Below are 22,848 nucleotides of genomic sequence, written 5' to 3'. Positions count from 1 at the left end.
TGCAGATTGAACGGGAGGCCGCCCCTCTTGGTTACGTGTTGGGCCAATTTACCAGCAACTCCCCGTTAGATGAAAAGTCGCCAGGGGTGAGGGAGGTTACGAAATCGGTTTCGGTGGGGCGGCGGCCGTTATAATCAGCCCGTCACCGACGGCCCGCCACCCACAAGGAGACCAGCCGCCGTTTGATCCCCCGGTACGCTCACCCGGATATGAGCGAGATCTTCTCTCCAAGGCAGCGGTACGAGCTATGGCTGCGGATCGAGCTCACCGTCTGTGAGGGCTGGGCCGACCTCGGCGAGATCCCGCGTTCGGCGCTGGACCGCCTCCGACAGGCTCGGGTCGACCCCGAGCACGTCGCCCGGCTGGAGGACCGCGTCGGGCACGACGTGGTCGCCTTCCTGGATTCCCTCGCCGACTCGCTGGGTGACGACGCCCGCTACCTCCACCGCGGCCTGACCTCCTCCGACATCCTCGATACGGCGCTCGCGCTGCAGCTGGTGGCGGCGGCGGACATCCTTTTAAAGGATGTCGACCGGCTATCGTCGGTCATCCGCCGGCGGGCGGTGGAGGAGCGCGGAACCCTGATGGCCGGTCGCACTCACGGCATTCATGCCGAGCCGGTCAGCTTCGGCTTCGTCCTCGCCGGCTGGCTCGATGAGCTCGATCGCGACCGGCAGCGTCTGGTGACCGCCCGCGAGGACATCCGCGTGGGCAAGCTCTCCGGCGCTGTCGGCACCCACGCCACCGTCGAGCCGCGCGTCGAGGAGTCGTCGCTAAAGAAACTCGGGCTGAGAGTGGCCCCAGTCACCACCCAGGTGATCGCCCGCGACCGTCACGCGGCTTACCTGACGACGCTGGCGGTGCTGGCCGGCGGACTGGAGAAATTCGCCACCGACATCCGCCACCTGCAGCGGAGTGAGGTCTCGGAAGTGCGCGAGCCATTCGGCGCCGAGCAGAAGGGCTCTTCGGCGATGCCCCACAAGCGAAACCCGGTGCTCAGCGAGCGGATCTGCGGACTGGCTCGCGTGGTGCGCGGCTATGCGCAGACCTCGCTGGAAAACCAGGCCCTCTGGCACGAGCGCGACATCAGCCACTCCTCCGCGGAGCGGATCATTTTCCCTGACGCCTGCACGCTGCTCGATTACATGCTGCAGCTGATGGCCGAGATCCTCGAGGGACTGACGATCGACCGCGAGCGGATGCGCGCCAACCTCTATCGCAGCGGCGGTGTGGTGTTCTCCCAGCGCGTGCTGCTGGCGCTGGTGCAGAAGGGAATGTCGCGGCAGGATGCCTACCGCGTCGTGCAGCGGGCGGCCCTTAGCGCACTCGACGGAGGGCAGGACTTCAAGGCGATCGTCGGACAGAGCCCTGAGGTTCGCGAGCGGCTCACCGCCGACGAGCTGACCGAGCTTTTCGACCCGGCCTTTTACCTGCGCCATCTGGACGTGACGTTCGAGCGCCTCGGCATCGAGCCTTCGCTCGCATCTCCCTCCCCCGTTGCGGGGGAGGGTCGGGGAGGGAGCACATGAGCGCCATCATGACGACGGCATTACCGCTGCCGCTGCACTCGCGCGGCAAGGTCCGCGACACCTACCGCCTCAACGATGGCGAGCTCCTGATGGTGTCGTCGGACCGGATCTCCGCCTTCGACGTGGTGCTGCCGACCCCAATCCCCGAAAAGGGCCGCGTCTTGAACCAGCTCTCACTTTCCTGGTTTTTAGACACGGGCAGCCTCGTCCGCAATCACCTGGCAGCGGATCAAGCGATCCCAAGCGCGTTGCTCGAGGCACAACCCGACCTCGACCAGCGCAGCATGCGCGTCGTGATGGCGCAACCCATCATGTTCGAGTGCGTCGTACGCGGCTATATCTCGGGCTCCGGCTGGAAGGACTACCAGCGCACCGGCTCGATCGCTGGGGAACGGCTGCCGGAAGAGCTCCGGGAGAGCGACCGCTTGCCCGAGCCGATCTTCACGCCGGCGACCAAGGCGCTGACCGGCCATGATGAGAACATCTCACGCGCCGAGCTGGCCAATCGGGCCGGCAGCGAGCTGGCGGAAACCCTCGAACGGCTGAGCCTCTCGTTGTACCGATTCGGGTCCGAACGGGCCCTCGAGCATGGCGTCATCCTTGCCGATACGAAATTCGAATTTGGCTGGCACGATGGGGACGTGATCCTGATCGACGAGGTGATGACGCCGGATTCCTCGCGCTTCTGGGACCTGGAGGAGTTTCGCCCGGGCGGTCCGCAGCCCTCGTTCGACAAGCAGTACCTGCGTGATTACCTGGAGCAGCTGGGCTGGAATAAACAGCCCCCGGCGCCGCCGCTCCCCGACGAGGTGGTCGCCGGCACCAGCGCCCGTTATCTCGAAGCGCTGCGCCGCTTTTCGGTTTCCTACGCGGGACGGCGCGCATGAGATATCGCGCCGAGGTCTTCGTGACGCTCAAGCCCGTCGTCAACGACCCGGCCGGCCTGACGATCAGGGGTGGGCTGCACGCGCTCGGTTTCGAGTCGGTGACCGAGGTTCGCGCCGGAAAGTATCTGGTGCTGACGATCGATGAGGCCGATGCGGCACAGGCTCGAACGCGCCTTGACGAGATGGCGCGGCAGCTCCTCGCCAATGCCGTCATCGAGGATTACCGGATCGAGCTGCAACCGATCGGCGAACCGGTCGTGGCGGGAGAACGTCCCGCTTGAGGACCGGGGTCGTGGTCTTCCCCGGCACCTGGAGTGACCGGGATTGTGCGCATGCGGTTCTCGACGTGCTCCAGGAACCAGTGCGCTTCGTCGATCACCGCGAGCAGACCGTCGATCGCCTGGACCTGGTCATCCTTCCCGGCGGCTTCTCCTACGGCGACTACTTGCGCTGCGGGGCAATTGCCCGCTTCGCCCCGGTGATGGAGGCGGTCACCGACTTCGCCAATCGCGGCGGCCTGGTGCTGGGCATCTGCAACGGCTTTCAGATCCTGCAGGAGGCCCGGCTGCTGCCAGGGGCGCTTCTGCGGAATGCGTCCTGCGAGTTTCGATGCGAATGGGTCCACCTCCGCGTCGAGCAGAGCAACTCCGCCTTCACGCTCGACTGCCGCCCCGGGCAGGTGCTGCGTATCCCGATCTCGCACGGCGAGGGCAACTTTTTCGCCGATGCGGAGACACTGGATGCGCTCGAGCACAACGGCCAGGTGGTGTTTCGCTACTGCGCAGCCGACGGCCGTGTAACCGAGGCGTCGAATCCCAACGGCTCGCTGCGGAACATCGCGGGCATCTCGAACGCACACGGCAACGTCGTCGGGCTGATGCCGCATCCCGAACGGGCCTGCGAGCCGCTGCTCGGCAGCGAGGATGGGTTGGTCCTTTTTCGCTCGGCCATCCATGCGCTCACCCGGGTGGCGGTCTGATGGCGGTTGCCATCGATCGCGCGCAGCTGCAAGCTGTCGCCCTCAACGAGCAGGAATATCGCGCAATCGTGCGCGCCATCGGGCGTGATCCGAACGACCTCGAGGTCGGGATGTTCGGCGCGCTGTGGAGCGAGCACTGCGGTTACAAGACATCGAAGGCGTTGCTGCGTCAGCTGCCGACCGAAGGGCCATACGTGCTCCAGGGACCCGGTGAGAACGCTGGCGCCGTCGACATCGGCGACGGGCTGGCGGTCGTCTTCAAGATCGAGTCGCACAATCATCCCTCGGCCATCGAGCCCTACCAGGGAGCGGCTACCGGGGTAGGCGGAATCCTTCGGGATGTGTTCGCCATGGGGGCACGCCCGATCGCGATCCTCGATGCGCTGCGGTTTGGTCCGCTTGATTCCGGTCGCGGCCGCCACCTGTTTCACGGGGTTGTCGCCGGCATTGGCGGGTACGGCAACTGCTTCGGCTGCCCTACCGTCGGGGGCGAAGTCTACTTCGACGAGGGCTATGCCGACAACCCCGTCGTCAACGCCATGTGTGTCGGCCTGGTGCGCCACGACCGGCTGCGGCGCGCCAGCGCAGACCGCGCCGGTGACGTCGTGCTCCTCGTCGGCGCCGACACCGGGCGTGACGGGATTCACGGCGCGACCTTCGCCTCGGTCGAAATGAACGAGCGATCCGCGGAGCGCCGTCCCGCCGTCCAGGTCGGGAACCCGTTCCTCGAGAAGCTGCTCTGCGAAGCCTGCCTGCGACTCAACGAGCTGGAGGGTGTCACCGCCATCCAGGACCTGGGCGCGGCGGGCTTGACGAGCGCGGCAAGCGAGCTCGCGCACCGTGGCCGTCGCGGGATCGACATCGACGTCGATCGGATCAGCCGCCGAGAGCAGGGCATGTCAGCCTACGACGTGATGCTGTCCGAGTCCCAGGAACGAATGCTGATCGTGCTGCGGCCGGACGCGGAGGCTTCGGCACGCGAAGTCTTCGACCATTTCGAGCTGCACGCGGATCGCATCGGGACGATTACCGGGACGGGACGGATGCGGGTGCGCGAGCGCGGCGCCCTGGTCGCAGATGTGCCGCTGAAGGCCTTGATCGACGGCGTGCCGCTCCGTACTCCGATGGCCACCTTTGCCGAGAAGCGACCTGCGCCGGTGATGCCCGCGATCGAGGAACCGGAAGCGATCCTGCTCGACCTGATCGCCAGCCCGAACCTGCGCAGCCGCCGCCCGATTTACCGCACCTACGACCACCAGGTGCAGGACAACACGGTAACCGGCCCGGGTTTCGACGCCGCGCTGCTGCGCGTGCCGGGGACCAACAAGGGGTTGGCGTTGACGACCGACGGCAATCCGCGCTACGTCGCCCTCGACCCCTATGAGGGAACGCAAGCCGCCGTGGCCGAGGCCGCTCGCAACATCGTCTGCACCGGCGCGCGCCCGATCGCGGTCACAAACTGCCTGAACTTTGGGAATCCGGAACGGCCGCTGATCTTCGGCCAGCTGCAGGAAAGCGTTCGTGGCCTCGCCGACGCCTGCCGAGCCCTGGAGCTCCCCGTCGTGAGCGGCAACGTCAGCCTCTACAACGAGACCAGCGAACGGAACATCCCGCCGACGCCGGTGATCGGGATGGTGGGCCTGCTCGATGATCTATCCCTCCGCTGCCCCGCCGGGTTCCAGGAAGACGGAGACATCGTCTTCCTGCTTGGCGAGACGCGCGAGGAGCTCGCCGGGAGTGAGTACTGGCGACTGCTGGGTGCCCCGCTCGAGGGCCGGCCACCCACGGTGAGCTTCGAGGCGGAGCGTCGTCTGCAAGCCGCAATGCTCGATTCCATCGGCAGCGGGGTGCTACGCTGCGCCCACGATGTTTCCGACGGAGGCCTGCTGATCGCGCTGGCGGAAAGCGCCCTGTATGGCGGTCGCGGGCTTCGTTGTCCGGGGATCGTCGGGCCGGTCAGCCGCGAGGCCGCCTATTTCGGTGAGTCGCAGGGACGGATCGTCGTCAGCGTTGCCCCTCGCCGTGTTCCGGAGTTGCAGAAGCTGATGACCAAGCATCATGTTCCGCTGCAGACCATCGGCGTGGTTGGTGGCGACGATCTCCACGTGGGGTCCGACATCCGCATCTCGCTGGAAACCCTGCGACAGGCCTGGGAGACGGCGTTCTGATGCGCCATCCGATGGCGGACGAACGGATGCACGAAGAATGCGGCCTGTTCGGCATCGACGCGCCCGGCGACGATGTCGCCAACCTGACCTACTTCGGGCTCTACGCGTTGCAGCATCGCGGGCAGGAGAGCGCAGGGATCGCGACTAGCGACGGGCGCGTCATGCGGATGCACAAGGACATGGGGCTGGTGGCGCAGGCGTTCGACCAGGCCTCGCTCGAGGGGCTCACCGGGCACCTCGCGCTCGGCCACACGCGTTATTCGACCACGGGCTCGAACCGGCTCGAAAATGCGCAGCCGATCATGGTCGAACACCCGCAGCTGGGGACGATCGCCATCGCCCACAACGGCAACCTTACGAATACCCAGGTGCTTCGCGACGACCTCGACGACCACGGCGTGCGCTTCAGGACCTCGAGCGATACCGAAGTCCTCGCTGAGCTGGTCGCACACACGAGTGGAGACGACATCGTGTCCGTCTTGCGCCGCGCCCTGCCGCGCTTGCAGGGTGCATATTGCCTGCTGTTTCTGACGAAAGACGCGCTGGTCGGCGTCCGTGATCCTCTCGGGATCCGTCCGCTCTGCCTCGGACGCCTGCCCGACGGCGGCGCGATCATCACCTCCGAGACGTGTGCGCTCGATACGGTCGGCGCCGAGTTCGTGCGCGAGATCGAGCCCGGCGAGGCGGTCGTGCTGGGACGCGGTGAGCCGGTCGCGGTGCAGGTGATGCCGTCGCCGCGCAAGGCGATGTGTATGTTCGAGTTCATCTACTTCGCGCGGCCGGACTCGCACTTGCAGGGACAGTCGCTCTACGAGGCCCGTCGCAACATGGGCCGCGAACTGGCCCGCGAGGCGCCCGCCGACGCCGATATCGTCATCTCGCTCCCAGACTCGGGCACGCCGGCTGCGGTCGGCTTCGCCGAGGCCAGCGGCATCCCCTACAGCGAAGGCTTGATCAAGAGCCGCTACATCACCCGTACCTTCATTCAGCCCAATCAGCGCCTGCGTAACGTTGGTATCAAGCTGAAGTTCAATCCGCTCCGCCAGATCCTCGAGGGAAAGCGCGTCGTACTGGTCGACGACTCGATCGTGCGCGGCACGACCAGCCGGAAGATCGTGGAGGAATTGCGCCGGGCCGGGACCAAGTCCATCCATTTTCGCGTCAGCAGCCCGCCGATCCAGTGGCCCTGCTTCATGGGGATCGACATCGCCAGCCGTTCGGAGCTGATCGCCTCCGGCCGGAGCGTGGATGAAGTGGAACGCCTGATCGGGGCCGATTCACTGAAGTACCTGAGCAAGGCCGGGCTCTTCCGAGCGGTGAAAAACGTCCACGGCTTCTGCATGGCCTGCTTCGACGGCGACTACCCGGTCCCGGTTCCGGTGCAGCTGGAGATGGACAAGCTGGCGCTGGAGCCGGTTGCGAGATGACGACCTACCGTGATGCGGGCGTCGACATCGATGCCGGCAACCGGGCGGTCGAGCTGATCAAGCCGCTGGCGGCATCGACCCAGGGTCCCGAGGTGCTCGCGGGTGTCGGCCCCTTCAGCGGCCTCTTCGCGCTCGACACGCGTCGCTACCGGCAGCCCATCCTGGTGGCGAGCACCGATGGGGTCGGCACCAAAGTCTTGCTGGCGGCCGGCGCAGGGCGTCACGCGCAGATCGGCGCCGACCTGGTCAACCACTGCGTCAACGACGTGCTGACGGCGGGCGCCGAGCCGCTCTTCTTCCTGGATTACGTGGCGACCGGCAGTCTGGACCCGCCGGTCGTGGCCGAGGTGGTCGGCGGGATGGCTGATGCGTGCCGGCAGGTCAATTGCGCCCTGCTCGGCGGCGAGACCGCGGAGATGCCGGGCCTCTATCAGCCCGCCACCTACGATATCGCAGGCTTCATGGTCGGCGTCTGCGAGCGCGATGCGATCATCGACGGCACATCGATCCGCGAAGGCGATGCGCTGCTCGCGCTGCCCTCGACCGGTCTACACACCAATGGCTACAGCCTGGCCCGTCGCGTGATTCCCAGCAGGGCGCTGACGCAGACGATCCCAGGTACCGAAGAGACGGTGCTGGACGCGCTCCTCGCCCCCCACCGCGCGTATCTCGATCCCATCCGGCGGCTGCGCGACGCGGTCGACATCAAGGGGCTCGCGCACATCACCGGCGGGGGAATCGTCGGCAACCTACCGCGCATCCTTCCGGTCGGCCTGGGCGCCCGCATCCAAAGGGGAGCATGGCCGGAGCCGGCCATCTTCTCCTATCTCGCGCCGTTCACCCCGGACGAGGAGATGTGGCGAACCTTCAACATGGGGATCGGAATGATCGTCGTGGTCGACGAGGTTAGCGCGGCCACAGCGTTGCGGATTCTCGAGGGCGAGGTTTTCGTGGTCGGCGATATCGTGGCGTCCGAGCAGCGGCGTGTCCAAATCCTAGAGTGAGCCGGCTTCGGGTTGGCGTCCTGGTCTCGGGCCGGGGCAGCAACCTGCAGGTACTGATCGAGGCCGCGAAGGACCCGCTCTATCCCGCACGCGTCGTGGCGGTATGCGCGAACCGCGAATGCCCGGCGATCGACCTCGCGAAAAGAGCCGGCGTCTCCCGCGAGGTGTTTCGCCTGGCTCGCTTTCCGGACCGTCGGACGCGCGATCTCGCCATGGCGAGGACGCTTCAGCGACACGGCGTGGAGCTGGTCGTCTGCGCCGGCTATGACGCGATCCTGGAGCGCGCCTTCACCCGGCAGTTCGCGGGCCGGATCATCAATCTCCATCCTTCGTTACTGCCAGAGTTCGCCGGCACCATGGACGCCGTGGCCCGGGCACTGGAGAAAGGCGTCGCCGAGACTGGATGCACGGTGCACGTGGTGACGGACGACGTCGATCAAGGGCCGATTCTCGCCCAAAGCCGAGTCGCGGTTCGGCCAGACGACACCGTCGAGAGCCTCCGCGAGCGGATCCAGGCCGAGGAGCACATTCTGCTGCCCGTGGTGGTGAAGCGAATCGCCGGCCAGGTCCTCCCGCTCCGCGTATGAACGCCCTGCTGAGCGTCTCCGATAAGACCGGCCTGGCTGAATTCGCGCAAGGCCTCGATGGGCTCGGGGTGACGATGTATGCCACCGGCGGTACCGAGCGCGCGCTGCGCGATGCAGGCATCCCCGTCCACGCGCTCCAGGAGTTGACCGGATTCCCCGAGATGCTGGATGGGCGGGTGAAGACGCTGCACCCCAATGTGCACGCCGGCATCCTGGCGCGCCGCGACGAGCCGCGCCACCTGCAGGAGCTGGCCGACCGCGAGCTGAAGCTGATCGATCTCGTGGTGGTCAATCTCTACCCCTTCGTGGAGACGGTGTCATCGGGAGCCGGCCATGCGGAAACGATCGAGTCGATCGACATTGGCGGCGTGACCCTATTGCGCGCGGCGGCCAAGAACCACGACCACGTGCTTCCGGTGGTGCGGCCGAGCGATTACCCGGCGGTCCTCGAGGCGTTGAAGGGACCGGGCGGCATTCCGCCGTCGCTGCGGCGTCACCTGGCGGCGGTGGCCTTTGCCCACACGGCCGCATACGACGCCGCCATTGGCGAGCACCTGCGCGGGGCTGAGGCGCAGACCACGCTGCCTGAGGACTTCACCCTCGGCGGCCACAAACTGCGCGACCTCCGCTACGGCGAAAACCCGCATCAATCGGCGGCGCTCTATCGGACGGCCGGCGGCGGTGGGATCGCGGGCGCCAGGCAATGGCAGGGGCTCGAGCTCTCCTACAACAACCTGCTCGATGCCCAGGCCGCCTGGTCACTCGTCGCCGATTTTCCGAATGTCGCGGTCGCCATCATCAAACACGCCAACCCGTGTGGCGTGGCTATTGGCCAGGACCCGGCTGAGGCGTTCGATCGCGCGCTCAACTGTGATCGGCGATCCGCATTTGGCGGGATCGTCGCTTTCAACCGATCGGTTGACGCGGCCGCCGCCCAGGCGCTGGTTGGATCGTTCTTCGAGGTCGCGGTGGCCCCATCGTTCGACGAGCCGGCGCTGAAGGCGATGACGTCGCGGCCCAAACTCCGCGTCCTGCAACCCGGCGCGGGGTCGGCGCACCTGGAGCTCGACGCGCGGCCCATCACCGGCGGCTTCCTGGTGCAAACCGCTGATCAGACCGGTCGCACCCTCGGCGAGGCGCGCGTCGTCACGGCCAGAGTGCCCGATGACGCGACCCTCAAGGACCTGCAGTTCGCCTGGACGGTGGTCAAGCACGTCCGCTCGAATGCCATCGTGCTCGTCCACGAGGAGGCGGCGGTCGGGATTGGAGCGGGGCAGATGAGCCGAGTCGAGGCGGTCGAACTCGCCGTGCACCGCGCCGGACCGCGGGCGGCCGGCTCGGTGCTGGCCAGCGATGGGTTCTTCCCCTACCCGGATGGCGTCGAGGTGGCGGCCCGGGCGGGTGTGCGCGCCATCGTCCAGCCCGGCGGTTCGGTCAAGGACAGCGAGGCGATTGCCGCCGCCGACGACGCCGGCGTGGCGATGGTCTTCACCGGCGAGCGCCACTTCAAGCACTGAGCTTGCCGAGGGGCATCGGGAAGCGCTATCGTGGCCTGACTCGGATGAGCACCGTAGCCAAGCCGGTGGCGACCCACCTGCTGTCGACCAGCCCGGAGGTCTCGCTCGATGAGCTGCAACTGGGCGTCAGGAATCACTCCTTGCCACTCGAGGCCCTCCAGTACCCGATCACCCCGATCGGCCTGCACTACTTGCTGATCCACTTCGACATTCCGCGGGTCGACCCATCCCAGTGGGAGCTCGTGATCGGCGGCCACGTGCGCGAGCCGCTCACCTTGACGCTCGACGATATCAAGCGCCGGCCGGCGGTCACCCGGGTTGTGACGCTGGAGTGTGCCGGCAACGGCCGGGCCAACCTTTCGCCCCGTCCGGTCAGCCAGCCATGGCTCTTCGAGGCGGTGGGGAATGCGGAATGGACCGGCACCCCGCTACGGTCGCTGCTGGAGGCGGCCGGACCTCTCGACGGCGCCGTTGAGGTGGTCTTCACGGGCATCGATCGGGGTGTCCAGGGCGGTGTTGAGCAGCACTACGAGCGCAGCCTGACCATGGCGGAGGCCAACCGCGACGAAGTCTTCCTCGCCTATGCGATCAACGGGCAACCGCTCCCGCCGCAACACGGGTTCCCATTGCGTCTCGTGGTGCCGGGCTGGTACGGCATGACCCACGTCAAGTGGCTCCGGTCGATCACGGTCGTGACGCAGCCGTTTCGCGGTTATCAACAGGAGCCCGCCTATCACGTCACCAGCACCTGGGACGAGTTGGGCGAGCCCGTGACGCGGATGCTGCCCCGCTCGCTGATGGTGCCGCCTGGCATCCCGCATTTCCTGCCACGGACGCGCCAGCTCGGCCTGGGAACCTGCATCCTCGACGGTCGGGCGTGGTCAGGCCGGGGACGCATCGTTCGCGTTGAGATCAGCACCGACGGAGATGGATCCTGGGCGGATGCCGAGCTCGCTGGAGACGGTGGGGATTTCGGCTGGCAATCATGGCGCTATGCGTGGGGCGCCGATCGGGCTGGTGAGTACGAGCTCTGCTGCCGTGCGACCGACGCGACGGGGAACGTTCAGCCGCTGACCGCGCCGTGGAACGCGCATGGCGTCTGCAACAACCAGGTGCAGCGCGTCAAGGTCGTGGTCGGAAAGGATCTGGTGCCGGTCCAAGCGCCGGCTGACGGCATTTCCTGAATCGTCCGGCGGCGACAGTTCCGTCCGACTGCTATTCTTAGTTTGGTCTTCGGGGCAGGGGTGTAACTCCCTGATCGGCGGTATAGCCCGCGAGCGCCCTACGGCGCATGACCCGGTGAAGGCGTAGCGCCCACTCCGGGGCCGACCGTACAGTCGGGATGAAAGAAGGCCCTCGGAGCGTACCTACCGTGCGCCCGATTTCTGCCCCGGCGGCCAAAGGAGTAATGACGATGGCCGTCCCGACGACAAGAACGCAAACCGCAGCGCCTGGCGGGCGGCCCAGTTTTATCGACCGCTTCTCGGTCGTGGTGGTTGCGATCGCTGCCGTGATCTGGGTTTCCGACGCGTATTTCCGCAACCCCCTGACCAGCCATCTGACCGCATCTCAGATTGTGTTTGCGGAGGATGCGCTTGTAACGATCTTCCTTCTCCCGCTCCTGGTTGGCGGCTGGAACGAACTCGGCCGGTTAACCGCCCGGCAGTGGGTTTCCCTAATTGTCATTGGCGTCGGACCACAAGCCTTGGCCACATGGTTGTTTACAAAGTCCTTCTCTCATCACGTATTTGCCGTTACCTACGTCGCCCAGATGACTCAGCCGTTGATTGCGATGACATTGGCGTGGGTCATCCTCGGAGAACGGCGGCGGCGCTGGTTCTGGCCAACGGTGGTTATGGCGCTGGTCGGCGTTTACATCGTTGTTTTTGCGCGCGATTTATCTGAACCCTTCAGGCTCCTTCAAGGTCAGCAGGTCGCGAGCACAGCGGCAGTGCGCTTGGAAGCTGGTCTGGAGGCCCTTGGCGCGGCGTTCCTGTGGGCCGCCGGCACCGTACTCGGACGATTTGTTCTGGGAACGATCTCATTTCGCACCACGACTGCTCTGCGATTTACCTTGGCACTACCGATCTTGGCCGTGCTCGTCGTAGTTGAGAGCGGCCTCGGCGGCTTCGGTCACTACACAATTTCGGACTTCGTTCCGAATTTGCTCTACATCGCGATTGTTCCGGGCGTGATCGGCCTGCTTGTGTACTATCGCGGGCTGGCAAGCACCCCCGCGTCCCTCGCTACGATTGCCGAGCTTGCTCTGCCGGTCACGATTCAACTTCTAGCGCCGCTACCGTACCCGTGGGGGTTTGGCCAAGCACTGCCCGCTTACGCTCAACTAAACCAGGCAATCGGTACCGGCCTGTTGATTGTCGTGATTCTGCTGTTGAACTACACGAAGGAGCGAGTGCCGCCAGTCGTCGTGCAGGAGCCCGCCGCAGCCTAGACGCGGCCATGCGGTCACGCATTAATGATTTGGGAGCCGGCTTTAGCATTGATCCCGACCAGGGCCTGAGCGACACCGACGAGGCGCACCTCGTTCGGTTGGCCGCCGAGCTCGGTTACCACTCCGCCTGGACGCCGTCTCGTGCCGACGCGGCGGCGTTCGATCGCTGTCTGCGCTGGCATGCAGCAAGTGGACTGCCGGTTGGGATTTCCGTCGTTCCCGCTTCCGGCCAGCCGCCGGAGTTCTATGCGGAACAAGCTCGCGCTGTGTGGGAGAAAACCGGGGGTCGATTCACGCTCGGCGTGGGCAGTGGGCAGATGCCCCATCCAGCCGAGGCGATGCGCCCGTATCTACTCGACCTTCAGAAGCGCCATCCGCCAGAGTTGCCGCTCTACCTCGCCGCCCTCGGCCCGTTGATGCTGCGCCTGGCGGCGGAGCTCGCCGATGGGGTCGCGTTGAACTGGTGCACCGCAGAGCAGGTCGCGTGGTCGCGCCAGCAGCTGGCTGACGCCGCGAACGCCGCTGGTCGCCGTGTGCCTCGAGTGATCGAGTACATCCGAACGGCCGTTGATCCTGATGTCGAGCTGGCTCGCAGGACGGTGGCGGCTGCCGCGCTGGGATACGCCCTGCGCGTGCCCGCTTATCGACGCCACTTCGAACGGATGGACTTCGGGGAGGAGCTCCGTCGGATCGAGGCAACGGGCGCCGCGCCCAACCCGGAATTCATCGCTCGCGTCGCCGCCGCGGGCAGACCCGGGGAGACTCGAACGCAGGTGGAACGTCTGGCGACGGGCGTCGATCTTCCCATCGTTCGGATCCTGGTGGTCCGCCGCGGTGATGTCGAGTCCGCGCGGCGCGTCCTGGAGGAATGCCGCCCGACCCACTGAGTTCACTCGGGCGACGGCGGCCCGGCCACATCTGTCCGGCTCAATAATCCAAGTGGGGTGGCGGTGGACCCGGTAGGCAACCTGCGAGTTGCAGCCACCGACAACGGTCGCATTCCGACAGGTCCTCTTGCACACCTGACCTTGGCGCCGAAGCTGCTTAGCGTAGAGCTAGCACCGCGCAGCCCAGGCCGACCAGCGTAATGGCAATGGCGGCACCGAACCCGAGTCGACCGCGCCCGGTCGTGAGAGCCAGGCCACCGATCCCGGCGCCGACTCCCACGCAGGCGGTGATGCCAACGAGGAAAAGCACCAGGACCTGACCCACTCTGATGAGGTCTTGGAATCTTCGTGTGTCGGGCTGCAGCTGAACCGCAAGCATGTCCGCGCCTAGGTACAGCGTCGCCGCGGCGCCTACCGCGGCGAAGACGCCGACGACGATCACGAGAGTCTGCGGTGTGTGCTGGCCGTTCACACTGATGTGACGCGGACCGCTGTGGATAACTTCGACACGCAGCTGTCGCAAACCGGTGCCATACTGCGGGCGGCCTTGAAGAAGGAACGCCGGAACTGGAAACTCCCCGAGCCGCTTCGGGCTCAACCAGGACTTGAGGCCTTCTCCCCGGTATTCCGGCAGATCCTGCACGGTCGCGGCGTCGTGCGCCAGAGTCAGCTCGACCCCTGGCTGCAGACCGACCTCGAAGGAGCCCCTGATCCCTTCCTGCTGAAGGACATGGCGGTGGCGTGCGATCTGATCGCGCAGACGATCGCGGCCGGCGAGCGCATCGCGGTCTACGGCGACTACGACGCGGATGGTGTCACCGCGTGTGTCACGCTGGCACGCGGCCTTCGCTCGGTGGGCGCCGATGTTATCACCTATATCCCCAATCGCTTCACCGAAGGCTACGGCCTGAATCTCGAAGCGCTCAACGACCTGCACGCGCGCGGCGCGAGGCTCGTCATCACCTGCGACTGCGGGACGAACTCGGTTGAGGCTGCCGCGGGGAGGCCGCAGGGCATGCGGCTGATCGTCACCGACCACCATGAGGTGGGCGCGCAGCGCCCCGCGGTCGACGCGCTCATCAACCCCAAGCAGCCCGACTGCGCCTATCCCTTTGATGGGCTTGCCGCCTGCGGGGTCGCCTACAAATTGCTCGTCGCGCTCGAGCGGCGCGTCTTTCCCGGAAAACTCGACCCCGGCGCGTCCCTCGACGCCGTGGCGCTGGGAACCGTCGCTGATGTCGTGCCGCTACGCGCGGAAAACCGCGCCATCGTGCGCGCCGGCCTTCGCCGCCTGAGCGAGGCTCCCAGTCCGGGGTGCGCGGCATTGCTCGCCGTCGCCGGCATCACGGCGCCGGTGACGGCGGAGCACCTCGCCTTCCAACTCGGGCCGCGGATCAATGCGGCCGGACGGATGGAAGATGCGATGCTCGCCCTCCAGTTGTTGATGGCCGAGAGCCGGGAGGAAGCGGATCCGTTCGCTCAGCGGCTTCACGATCAGAACGCGCAGCGCCAGCAACTGACCGCGGAGATCGTGCGCGAGGCGAGGACGCAGGTCGCCGAGCTCGACAACGGGGCTGCGGTGATCGTCATGGGCGCCGACCACTGGCCGCTTGGCGTGCTCGGGTTGGCGGCCAGCCGGTTGGTTGAAGAGTTCTACCGGCCGACGTTCATCTTCAATACCGAGGGTGATGAATGGCGTGGCTCGGCGCGGAGTATCGAGAGTTTTCACCTGGTGGATTGCCTTCAGGATTGCGCGCCGCTCCTGCATCGATTTGGCGGGCACGCGATGGCGGCTGGGCTCACCGTGCTCAAGAGTCGCTTTGCCGAGTTGAAGGAATGCCTCGAGCAATACACGACGAGTCGCTTGAACGGCGATGCATTCTCGCGGCCGATCACCATCGAGGCGACGGCGGCCTTCGCCGACCTCAAGCCAAGCCTGCATTACGAACTCCAAATGCTCGCCCCTTTCGGGGTCGGCAATCGCGAGCCGTTACTTCTCAGCAAGGAGGTCGAGGTCGTGCGGACCGAGACGTTCGGCTCGGATCGCCGCCATCTGCGCGTGCAGTTGCGCGATCGGACGGCGAGCGCGGAAGCGATCGCGTTCGACAAGGCGGCCGTGGCACCGCACCTCCCGAGTGGCCGGCGGATCGATGTCGTGTACGCGCTGCAGTGCGAGCGCTGGGACGGCCTGGATCGAATCCGGTTGCATCTCAGGGACCTCCGACCGGCGGTGCAGCCGGCGCTCGTTCTCGCCGGCGTGTAAAGCGCCTTAGCCCGTCTTTACTCGGGCGCAAGCGCTGTGCTACGGTAGCCCTCAGGCAGGTGCTTTGGGGGAAGAGGCACCTTGTTGAGCAAGCAATAGCGAGGCAAGCATGCTGGACGAGGTACGCACTCCAAGGCTGGTCGTCGCCGGTACCGCGAGCAACGTCGGCAAGACCATCCTCACGGCCGGGTTGATTGCGGCCTTCAAAGCCCGCGGGCTCACGGTCCAATCCTTCAAAGTCGGTCCTGACTACATCGATGCGGCGTACCTGGCGCACGTCAGCGGGCGGCCCTGCCGCAATCTCGACTCGTGGATGCTGGGTGAGGGAGCGCTACGCCAGGTGCTGGCGCAGGGTGCGCTCGGCGCCGACCTGGCGATCGTCGAGGGCATGCTCGGGCTCTTCGACGGCCGCGACGGCAGTACCGAGGGCAGCACGGCCGACGTCGCTCGCGTCATTAAGGCGCCCGTCGTGCTGGTAATCGATGTCCGGGAGATGGTCGAGAGTGCCGCGGCCCTGGCTTTGGGCTTCAAAACGTACGGAGAGTCGCCCAAAATCGCCGGGGTCCTCCTGAACAACGTTCGCTCCGGCGCCCACCGGCGCACGGTCGAGGACGCGATCTGGGATCACGCGATGCTGCCGGTCCTGGGTGCCTTGCCGGCGATGCCGCAGTTCGACATTCCGCAACGCCAGCGTGGTCTCTTACCGGTCACCGAGAACAAGGAATGGGATCAGATGATCGGCGTGCTCTCGGAGACGATCGATCGCGACGTCGACCTCGATCTGTTGCTGCGGATCGCGAACAAAGCGGAGCTGGTGCCGCTTGTGCCGAAGAAGGTGTTCCAGGGAAAACCCGACGGCGGGCGGACTGTGCGCCTCGCCGTCGCCTACGACGACGCCTTCAACTTTTACTATCCGGAAAACCTCGAGCTGCTCGAGGAACACGGCGTCGAGGTCGTGCCGTTCAGTCCGCTAGAGGATGCGCAGCTGCCGCAGGACATCGCCGGCGTCTACCTCGGCGGTGGCTTCCCCGAGATCTTTGTCGAACCACTGGCGAACAATCACGCCATGGCCGAGTCGATCCAGCGCGCCCATCGCAACGAGGTACCGATCTACGCGGAGTGCGGGGGCCTGATGTACCTGGGACGTTCGCTCCGAACGGAGTCGGGGACGACGCACCGGATGGCGGCGGTGATCCCGGTCGACGTCGAGATGGACGGCGAGATCCATCGCTTCGGTTACCGGCAGCTCCTCACCCTCGAGGACAACATCCTGTCACCGCGCGGGCAGTTCTACCGAGGGCACGAGTTCCACTGGAGCCGCATCACTGGCCACAACGGCGACCTGAAGCCCGCCTACCAGATGCAGAACGCCGAGGGCGACGTCATCGGCTACGAGGGTTTCGTGGCACCCAACCTGCTCGCCAGCTACGTGCACCTGCACTTCGGGCAGAATCCGTTGCTGGTCGACAAGTTCGTCCAACACTGCCGCGAGTACGCCGCTGTCCGCAGCGCCTCCTGACCTCGTTTTAGTCCGGGCTGTTTCGGGCATTACAGAGTAATCCATGGCCACGCCTCAGTACAAGGACTACTACCAGACGCTCGGCGTCACTCGGACCGCCACCGAGAAGGAGATCAAGTCCGCCTACCGCCGGCTGGCACGCCAGTTCCATCCCGACGTTAACAAGGACCCCAAGGCCACCGACCGCTTCAAGCTAATCAACGAGGCCTACGAGGTGCTCAGCGACCCAAAAAAGCGATCGAAATACGACCAGCTCGGCGCCGACTGGGAACGGATCGAGCGCGAGCAAGAGTTCGGCCGCCAGTACCAGTCGCAGCCCAGCCGCGGGGCCGGCCAGGCCGCCGGATTCGGCGATTTCAGCGACTTCTTCAACACCTACTTTTCCGGCGAAGGCGGCGGGTTTTCCGGTTTCGGCTTCGAGGGGACGCGCGGTCGAAGCGTCACTCGGGAGCGCGGCGAGGACATCGAGCATCCGATCGAGATCACGCTCGAAGAGGCAGCGCAAGGTGGCGAGCGCACCATTCAGACCGAGGTGCCTGAGACCTGCCCCACCTGCGGCGGCTCGGGCTTTACCGCCGAGCGGCGCAAGGTAGGCAACCGCACCGTGATGGAGAGCGTCACCTGCCCGACCTGCGGTGGCGCCGGGGTTCGCGCCACGCGCCGACAGATCCAGGTCAAGATCCCGGCGGGCGTGATCGAGGGCTCACGCATCCGGGTGAAGGGCGAAGGGCAGCGCGGCGCCGAAGCGGGCGACCTCTATCTCCGCGTCCATCTGCTGCCGCATGACCGTTTCGCGGCCAAGGGCCGGGATCTTTACACGCCGTTTCCGGTACTCGACGACCAAGCCGCGCTCGGCGACGAGGTCACGATCCAGTCACTCACGGGGGGACAACTCCAGCTGAAGATCCCGCCTGCGAGCCAGGCGGGCAAAGTCTTTCGGCTGAAGGGCAAGGGCTTGCCCGCGCTCAAAGACGGACTGCCCGGCGACCTCTACGCCACGCTCGAGATTCGCATCCCGGAGCCGATCACCCCGGCGGTGCGCGACCTCTACGAGGGAATCCGCAAAGCCCGGACCAGCTGAGTCAGCGGCGGAAGAAGGCGTTCAGCAGGATCGTCAGCACCAGGCTCAGCAGCAAGCCGGTGACGATCGGAAAGTAGAAATGCACATTGCCACGGTCGACCGAGATGTCGCCCGGCAATTTGCCGAGGTAGGGAATCCTGAGGCCCAAGCTCAGAAAGAGCCCGACCACGAGGATGAAGCCGCCAACAATGATGAGCAGCTTGCCGATCTCGGGCATGAATTCATCCTACGCGCCGCCTGACGCGCCGATCTAGCGGGCCGGTCGCGACTCGGTTAGAAACCGATCCAGCCGATCGCTTGTTCGATCTTGGCCTGCTGTAGCCCGGCGATCGGCACGCCGTCGATCACCGTTAACGGCACCTGCCGGACCTCGATGTCGAGGTTGCGCAGGTCCTTGCCATCGAGCTTGCCGTCGGCGCAAATATGCTCCTGGAACGCGACGCCGCGGCTCTCCAGGATCTCCTTGATTCGGCGGCTGCTCTCGCAGTCCGGTCGGGTGTATACGATGACTTCCATCTCGCCCTTTGCCTCCGTGTGCTCCCGCTCGCCCCGGGGTGACACAGAACTTGATATCGCGCCTTAAAAAGGCTATAGCAACCCTATCAACGGACCTGTCATTTGTCCAATTCATTTCTCCGATGCGTTCGATCAGGATCGTTGATATCAGGCCGAGAAACGTTTGGTTTGACACCCTGGGCCTCGGCCCGTAGACTTACCGGGACCTTCGTCCTTTAACCCGGTCCAGCGAGACCGAAAGGAGAATTCGGTGCGAGACACCCTGACCGCTCCGGCCGCGCGGACGCAGGTTCCCATCCGACATCTGACCGGGCCACACGCTCTGGACCGTGCCCTGATCGAGCAGTTGCTTGAGCGGGCGGCCGCATTCGAACAGGCCAACGAGATCGCGATGGGGCGGCTGTCGGGCCGGCTGCTCGCGACGGTCTTCTACGAACCGAGCACCCGCACGCGCTTTTCCTTCGAGGCAGCCATGCACCGGCTCGGCGGCCAGGTCCTGAGCGCGGAGAACGCCACCCGGGCCTCGTCAGCAGCCAAGGGAGAGTCGCTGGAGGACGCCATCCGCGTCATCGGCGGCTACGTCGACGGCCTCGTGCTGCGCCATCCCGAGGTCGGCACCGCCGAGCGGGCGGCGGCCGTGGCCACGGTGCCGGTGATCAACGCCGGAGACGGGGCCGGGCAGCATCCGACGCAGGCGCTGCTCGATCTCTTCACCGTCAAGAAAGAGCTGGGCCGCCTCGACCACCTGCGGATTGGCCTGGCGGGCGACTTGCGCAATGGCCGGACGGTTCGGTCGCTCGCGGTGCTGCTCTCACGCTTCCCGGGAAACGAGCTGGTGCTGATCGCGCCGCCGGCGTTACGTATGGGCGACGACGTGGTTGGCTCCCTCCAGCGGGCGCAACAGAGCCTGCGGCTGACCGACGACCTGGTCGGCGCGATCCCGGGGCTCGACGTCCTGTATCAGACGCGCATCCAGGCCGAGCGCTTCGAGTCGCCCGAAGAATACGAGCGGCTTCGCGGCGTCTATGTCGTCACGCCCGAGGTGATGCGCCGATTGCCGGAGCACGCCATCCTCATGCATCCACTGCCGCGCCTGGGAGAGATCGATCCGCTGGTCGACGCCGACCCGAGGGCCGCGTACTTCCGGCAGGCGCGCAATGGGTTGTGGGTACGGATGGCCGTGCTCGAGTGGGCACTGGGGCGCTGATGTTGCAGACCCCGCCCGCCAAGGCCGTCATCCTCGATGCCGAAGGTCTGCGCCGCGCCTGGCGACGCATTGCACACGAAGTGATCGAGCGGCAGCCGAACCTCGCGCAACTGAGCTTACTGGGCATCGTCACCCGCGGCCTCCCGCTCGCGCAGCGGCTGGCTGCCACCCTCGAGGAGCTCGAAGGCGTCCGCCTTCCCGTCATCCCGCTCGACGTGCGAGCCTACCGCGACGACCAGCCCCGTGCGGCGATTGCCCCCTTGCCGGTCCTGCCGCCGGCGGCGGTCGACGGCCGGCCCATCTTGCTCGTCGATGACGTGCTCTTCAACGGGCGGACGGTGCGCGCCGCCATCGACGCCCTGATCGCCGCTGGCCGCCCCACGCAGATCCAGCTTGCCGTGCTGGTTGACCGCGGTCACCGCGAGCTGCCGATCCGTCCTGACTACATCGGCAAGAACGTGCCGACCTCGCGACAGGAGTGGGTGGACGTGCACTTGATGGAAACCGATGGTGAGGATGCGGTTCGCATCCTCGAGCGGTCAGAGGTCTGATGCGCCTGCATTACGTCCGCGTGCTGGGACCCGGCGGCCTTTCGATGCCGCAAACGGTGGATGTCAACGCCGAGGGTGCCGACGATCGTGATGCAACCGGACTCGTGCTCTCCCCCGGCTGGATGGACCTGCACGCGCACTTGCGCGATCCCGGGTTCCCGCAGAAGGAGACGCTGCTCTCCGGCGCGACAAGCGCCGCCGTCGGCGGGTTCACACACGTGGTCGCCATGGCGAACACCGCCCCTGTGACCGATCGACCCGAGCGGCTGCAAAGCCTGGTAGCGCGGAGCGAGGCGCTGCCGATCCGCATCAGTTTCGTCGGAGCCGTCACCATCGGCCTCGAAGGCCAGCAGCTGACCGACGCCGTGGCGCTGAAAGCGGTCGGAGCCGTGGCGCTCTCCGACGATGGCCGGCACGCGATGGACCGCGCCATGCTTGGCCGTGCCCTCGCAGCAGCGGCAGCGGCTGGGTTGCCGGTGCTCATCCACGCGCAGGCGGAGGGCCTCGGGAACGGCCCCGATGCGGAGGCCGCCGCGGTCAGAGACGCGCTGGACGCGCTGCGCACTATCAAGGGTGCCCGCCTCCACGTCCAGCACGTCAGCACGCGCCAGGCGGTCGAGTTGATTCGTGCCGCCAAGGCGGATGACTTGGCGGTAACGGCCGAAGCCACCCCGCATCACCTCACGCTCACATCGCGGGATGCGGCAGCGATGGGTCCACACGGCAACGTCAATCCGCCGCTAAGGACCGCCGACGACCGCGATGCGCTGCGCCAGGCGCTGATCGAAGGGGTGATCGACGTGATCGCAACCGATCATGCGCCGCATGACCAGGCCGCGAAGCAGGCGGGCGCCAATGGCTTCCACGGTTTCGAGACGGCGGTGAGCGTCGTCCTGGGGCTCGGTCTCACCGATCGCGTCGTCTACCGCGCCTGCGTGTCCCGCCCACGAGAGATTGTGGGCCAATCGCTCGAGGAGGAATGGATCCTGATCGACCCGAATGCCGAATGGACCGTTGACGCGTCCTCCTTCCGCAGCCGCGGCAAGAACACGCCGTTTCAAGGGCGGCGGCTGCGCGGACATGTCGTCATGACCGTCTGTCGAGGGCAAGTGGTGACGGAGCGCGTGATGCAGCATGCCTGACGCGATGGTGCTCGTCCTCGAGGACGGCTTCACCGTGTTCGGCGAGCGTGGTGGGCAGGCCACCCAGGCCGCGGGTGAAGTCGTGATCAACACGTGCATGACCGGCTACCAGGAAGTGCTGTCGGACCCCTCGTATGCCGGGCAGATGGTGGTCATGACCTATCCACTGGTCGGCAACTATGGCGCGACACCGGATTTCCAGGAGTCGGGCCGCCCCTGGGCTCGGGCGTTGATCACCCGTCAGCTCAGCCCCTTCCAGCAGCACTGGCGCACCCACCAGTCACTGGCCGAGTGGCTCGACGGCTACGGTGTCCCGATCCTCACCGGTTGCGATACGCGGCGATTGGCCAGACATCTGCGAGGCACGGGCGCGCAGCGGGCGCTCATCGGGCCCCGTCACGAGCTCCCGTCACTGCGCGAGCGTGTTCCCCGCGTGATTCCACTCGAGGAACAGGACCTGGTCCGCCAGGTCTCCGGAGCGTTCACCGATGTCATGGAGTCCCTCGATCCCGTGCTCTCGGCCCGGTCGTTGCGCCAGTGGACCGGCCTGCGGCTCGTCGTCGTCGACTACGGCGTCAAGCGCAACATCCTCCGATCGCTGCGCGCACGCGGTATCGAGGTCGAGGTCCTGCCGCACGACAGCGACCTCGAGACGATCCTCGCGCGCCGCCCGGACGCGGTCGTGCTCTCGAACGGCCCGGGTGACCCATCACAGTTGCAGCCGGCCGTCGAGATGACGAGGCAGCTGATCAAGCGCGTCCCGGTGCTGGGCATCTGCCTCGGGCATCAACTGGTCGGCCAGGCGGCCGGCGCCCGCACCTCACGGCTGCGATTCGGGCACCACGGCGGCAACCATCCCGTGCTCGACCTGCGGACGGGGCGGGTGAGCATGACGTCGCAGAATCATGAGTTCGAGGTCGATGCGGAGAGCCTGCCCGCGAGCAGCGGCTTCCGCGTCAGTCACCGCAACCTGCACGATGGCTCGGTGGAGGGCCTCGTGCACGATCATCTGCCGGTCCGCTCCGTGCAGTATCACCCCGAAGGCGCACCCGGACCGCAGGACAACCAGGTGATCTTCGATGAGTTCCTCGACCTGGTCGCCGGCCGGCAAGCGGTGCCGATCACCGTGCGC

The 22,848-nt window shown here is 66.3% G+C and carries 21 protein-coding genes, 1 pseudogene and 1 riboswitch; of the genes and pseudogenes, 19 read left to right on the top strand and 3 right to left on the bottom strand.

The features are described 5' to 3' along the window. The first annotated feature begins 182 nt into the window (after positions 1–182). The 12 genes from purB to VHK65_09860 all read left to right on the top strand — a co-directional run bounded on the left by purB (position 183) and on the right by VHK65_09860 (position 13,437). On the top strand, positions 183–1,529 hold the full coding sequence (gene purB / locus VHK65_09915) for an adenylosuccinate lyase (protein ID HVS06464.1): 1,347 nt from the start codon (positions 183–185) through the stop codon (positions 1,527–1,529). Continuing rightward, a complete protein-coding gene (locus tag VHK65_09910) occupies positions 1,526–2,416 on the top strand; it encodes a phosphoribosylaminoimidazolesuccinocarboxamide synthase (GenBank protein HVS06463.1) in 891 nt (296 codons plus the stop codon). Before purB ends, VHK65_09910 begins: the two co-directional genes overlap by 4 nt. Next, positions 2,413–2,697, top strand: coding sequence for a phosphoribosylformylglycinamidine synthase subunit PurS (gene purS / locus VHK65_09905; protein HVS06462.1), 285 nt, complete (start codon positions 2,413–2,415; stop codon positions 2,695–2,697). The genes VHK65_09910 and purS overlap by 4 nt, the downstream gene beginning before the upstream one ends. Beyond that, positions 2,694–3,395, top strand: a complete 702-nt coding sequence (purQ, locus tag VHK65_09900; protein HVS06461.1) for a phosphoribosylformylglycinamidine synthase subunit PurQ — start codon at positions 2,694–2,696, stop codon at positions 3,393–3,395. The genes purS and purQ overlap by 4 nt, the downstream gene beginning before the upstream one ends. Beyond that, a complete protein-coding gene (gene purL, locus VHK65_09895) occupies positions 3,395–5,563 on the top strand; it encodes a phosphoribosylformylglycinamidine synthase subunit PurL (GenBank protein HVS06460.1) in 2,169 nt (722 codons plus the stop codon). Before purQ ends, purL begins: the two co-directional genes overlap by 1 nt. After that, the gene (gene purF, locus VHK65_09890) at positions 5,563–6,990 is read left to right on the top strand and encodes an amidophosphoribosyltransferase (GenBank protein HVS06459.1); all 1,428 of its coding nucleotides are present in this window, start codon (positions 5,563–5,565) and stop codon (positions 6,988–6,990) included. Before purL ends, purF begins: the two co-directional genes overlap by 1 nt. Continuing rightward, entirely contained in the window at positions 6,987–7,994 is a 1,008-nt protein-coding gene (gene purM, locus VHK65_09885; GenBank protein HVS06458.1) for a phosphoribosylformylglycinamidine cyclo-ligase, read from the top strand. Before purF ends, purM begins: the two co-directional genes overlap by 4 nt. Next, positions 7,991–8,581, top strand: a complete 591-nt coding sequence (gene purN, locus VHK65_09880) for a phosphoribosylglycinamide formyltransferase (protein HVS06457.1) — start codon at positions 7,991–7,993, stop codon at positions 8,579–8,581. The genes purM and purN overlap by 4 nt, the downstream gene beginning before the upstream one ends. Beyond that, positions 8,578–10,098, top strand: a complete 1,521-nt coding sequence (purH, locus tag VHK65_09875; GenBank protein HVS06456.1) for a bifunctional phosphoribosylaminoimidazolecarboxamide formyltransferase/IMP cyclohydrolase — start codon at positions 8,578–8,580, stop codon at positions 10,096–10,098. Before purN ends, purH begins: the two co-directional genes overlap by 4 nt. A 44-nt stretch (positions 10,099–10,142) precedes the next feature. Further along, positions 10,143–11,282, top strand: coding sequence for a sulfite oxidase (locus VHK65_09870; protein ID HVS06455.1), 1,140 nt, complete (start codon positions 10,143–10,145; stop codon positions 11,280–11,282). A gap of 41 nt (positions 11,283–11,323) precedes the next feature. Continuing rightward, positions 11,324–11,456, top strand: a riboswitch (FMN riboswitch). 56 nt (positions 11,457–11,512) lie between these two features. Next, on the top strand, positions 11,513–12,550 hold the full coding sequence (locus tag VHK65_09865) for a DMT family transporter (GenBank protein HVS06454.1): 1,038 nt from the start codon (positions 11,513–11,515) through the stop codon (positions 12,548–12,550). Between the two features lie 8 nt (positions 12,551–12,558). After that, entirely contained in the window at positions 12,559–13,437 is an 879-nt protein-coding gene (locus tag VHK65_09860; GenBank protein HVS06453.1) for an LLM class flavin-dependent oxidoreductase, read from the top strand. A 157-nt stretch (positions 13,438–13,594) separates the two neighbouring features. Here VHK65_09860 and VHK65_09855 read toward each other — a convergent pair whose 3' ends face one another. Continuing rightward, positions 13,595–13,909 (bottom strand): hypothetical protein, encoded by a 315-nt coding sequence (locus tag VHK65_09855; protein HVS06452.1) that lies wholly within the window; start codon positions 13,907–13,909, stop codon positions 13,595–13,597. A gap of 6 nt (positions 13,910–13,915) precedes the next feature. On the opposite strand from VHK65_09855, the gene recJ reads away from it, so the two are divergent. The 3 genes from recJ to VHK65_09840 all read left to right on the top strand — a co-directional run bounded on the left by recJ (position 13,916) and on the right by VHK65_09840 (position 18,300). Then, positions 13,916–15,700: a single-stranded-DNA-specific exonuclease RecJ gene (gene recJ / locus VHK65_09850; GenBank protein ID HVS06451.1), complete on the top strand. Its 1,785-nt coding sequence runs from the start codon at positions 13,916–13,918 to the stop codon at positions 15,698–15,700. A 109-nt stretch (positions 15,701–15,809) separates the two neighbouring features. Next, positions 15,810–17,219 carry a cobyrinate a,c-diamide synthase gene (locus VHK65_09845; GenBank protein ID HVS06450.1) on the top strand — a complete coding sequence of 470 codons (1,410 nt, stop codon included), beginning with the start codon at positions 15,810–15,812 and terminating at the stop codon, positions 17,217–17,219. A gap of 43 nt (positions 17,220–17,262) precedes the next feature. Then, positions 17,263–18,300, top strand: coding sequence for a DnaJ C-terminal domain-containing protein (locus VHK65_09840; protein ID HVS06449.1), 1,038 nt, complete (start codon positions 17,263–17,265; stop codon positions 18,298–18,300). A gap of 1 nt (position 18,301) precedes the next feature. Here the strand turns inward: VHK65_09840 and VHK65_09835 are convergent, their stop codons facing one another. Beyond that, entirely contained in the window at positions 18,302–18,517 is a 216-nt protein-coding gene (locus tag VHK65_09835) for a DUF2905 domain-containing protein (GenBank protein ID HVS06448.1), read from the bottom strand. Between the two features lie 56 nt (positions 18,518–18,573). Continuing rightward, complete coding sequence (locus VHK65_09830) at positions 18,574–18,816, bottom strand: glutaredoxin domain-containing protein (GenBank protein HVS06447.1); 243 nt, start codon at positions 18,814–18,816, stop codon at positions 18,574–18,576. A 250-nt stretch (positions 18,817–19,066) separates the two neighbouring features. On the opposite strand from VHK65_09830, the gene pyrB reads away from it, so the two are divergent. The 4 genes and pseudogenes from pyrB (at position 19,067) to carA (ending at position 22,809) form a co-directional block, all read left to right on the top strand. Further along, positions 19,067–20,023: an aspartate carbamoyltransferase gene (pyrB, locus tag VHK65_09825; protein ID HVS06446.1), complete on the top strand. Its 957-nt coding sequence runs from the start codon at positions 19,067–19,069 to the stop codon at positions 20,021–20,023. Continuing rightward, positions 20,023–20,574 carry a bifunctional pyr operon transcriptional regulator/uracil phosphoribosyltransferase PyrR gene (gene pyrR / locus VHK65_09820; GenBank protein ID HVS06445.1) on the top strand — a complete coding sequence of 184 codons (552 nt, stop codon included), beginning with the start codon at positions 20,023–20,025 and terminating at the stop codon, positions 20,572–20,574. Before pyrB ends, pyrR begins: the two co-directional genes overlap by 1 nt. Then, positions 20,574–21,716: a dihydroorotase gene (gene pyrC / locus VHK65_09815; protein ID HVS06444.1), complete on the top strand. Its 1,143-nt coding sequence runs from the start codon at positions 20,574–20,576 to the stop codon at positions 21,714–21,716. The genes pyrR and pyrC overlap by 1 nt, the downstream gene beginning before the upstream one ends. After that, positions 21,709–22,809, top strand: a pseudogene (gene carA / locus VHK65_09810) (glutamine-hydrolyzing carbamoyl-phosphate synthase small subunit). The gene pyrC and the pseudogene carA overlap by 8 nt, the downstream one beginning before the upstream one ends. Positions 22,810–22,848: the final 39 nt, after the last annotated feature.

This window comes from Candidatus Dormiibacterota bacterium (assembly GCA_035544955.1).
GTDB lineage: Bacteria > Chloroflexota > Dormibacteria > CF-121 > CF-121 > CF-13.
The sequence above is the reverse complement of the archived record's forward strand: the minus strand, read 5'-3'. Positions and strand labels throughout refer to the sequence as shown.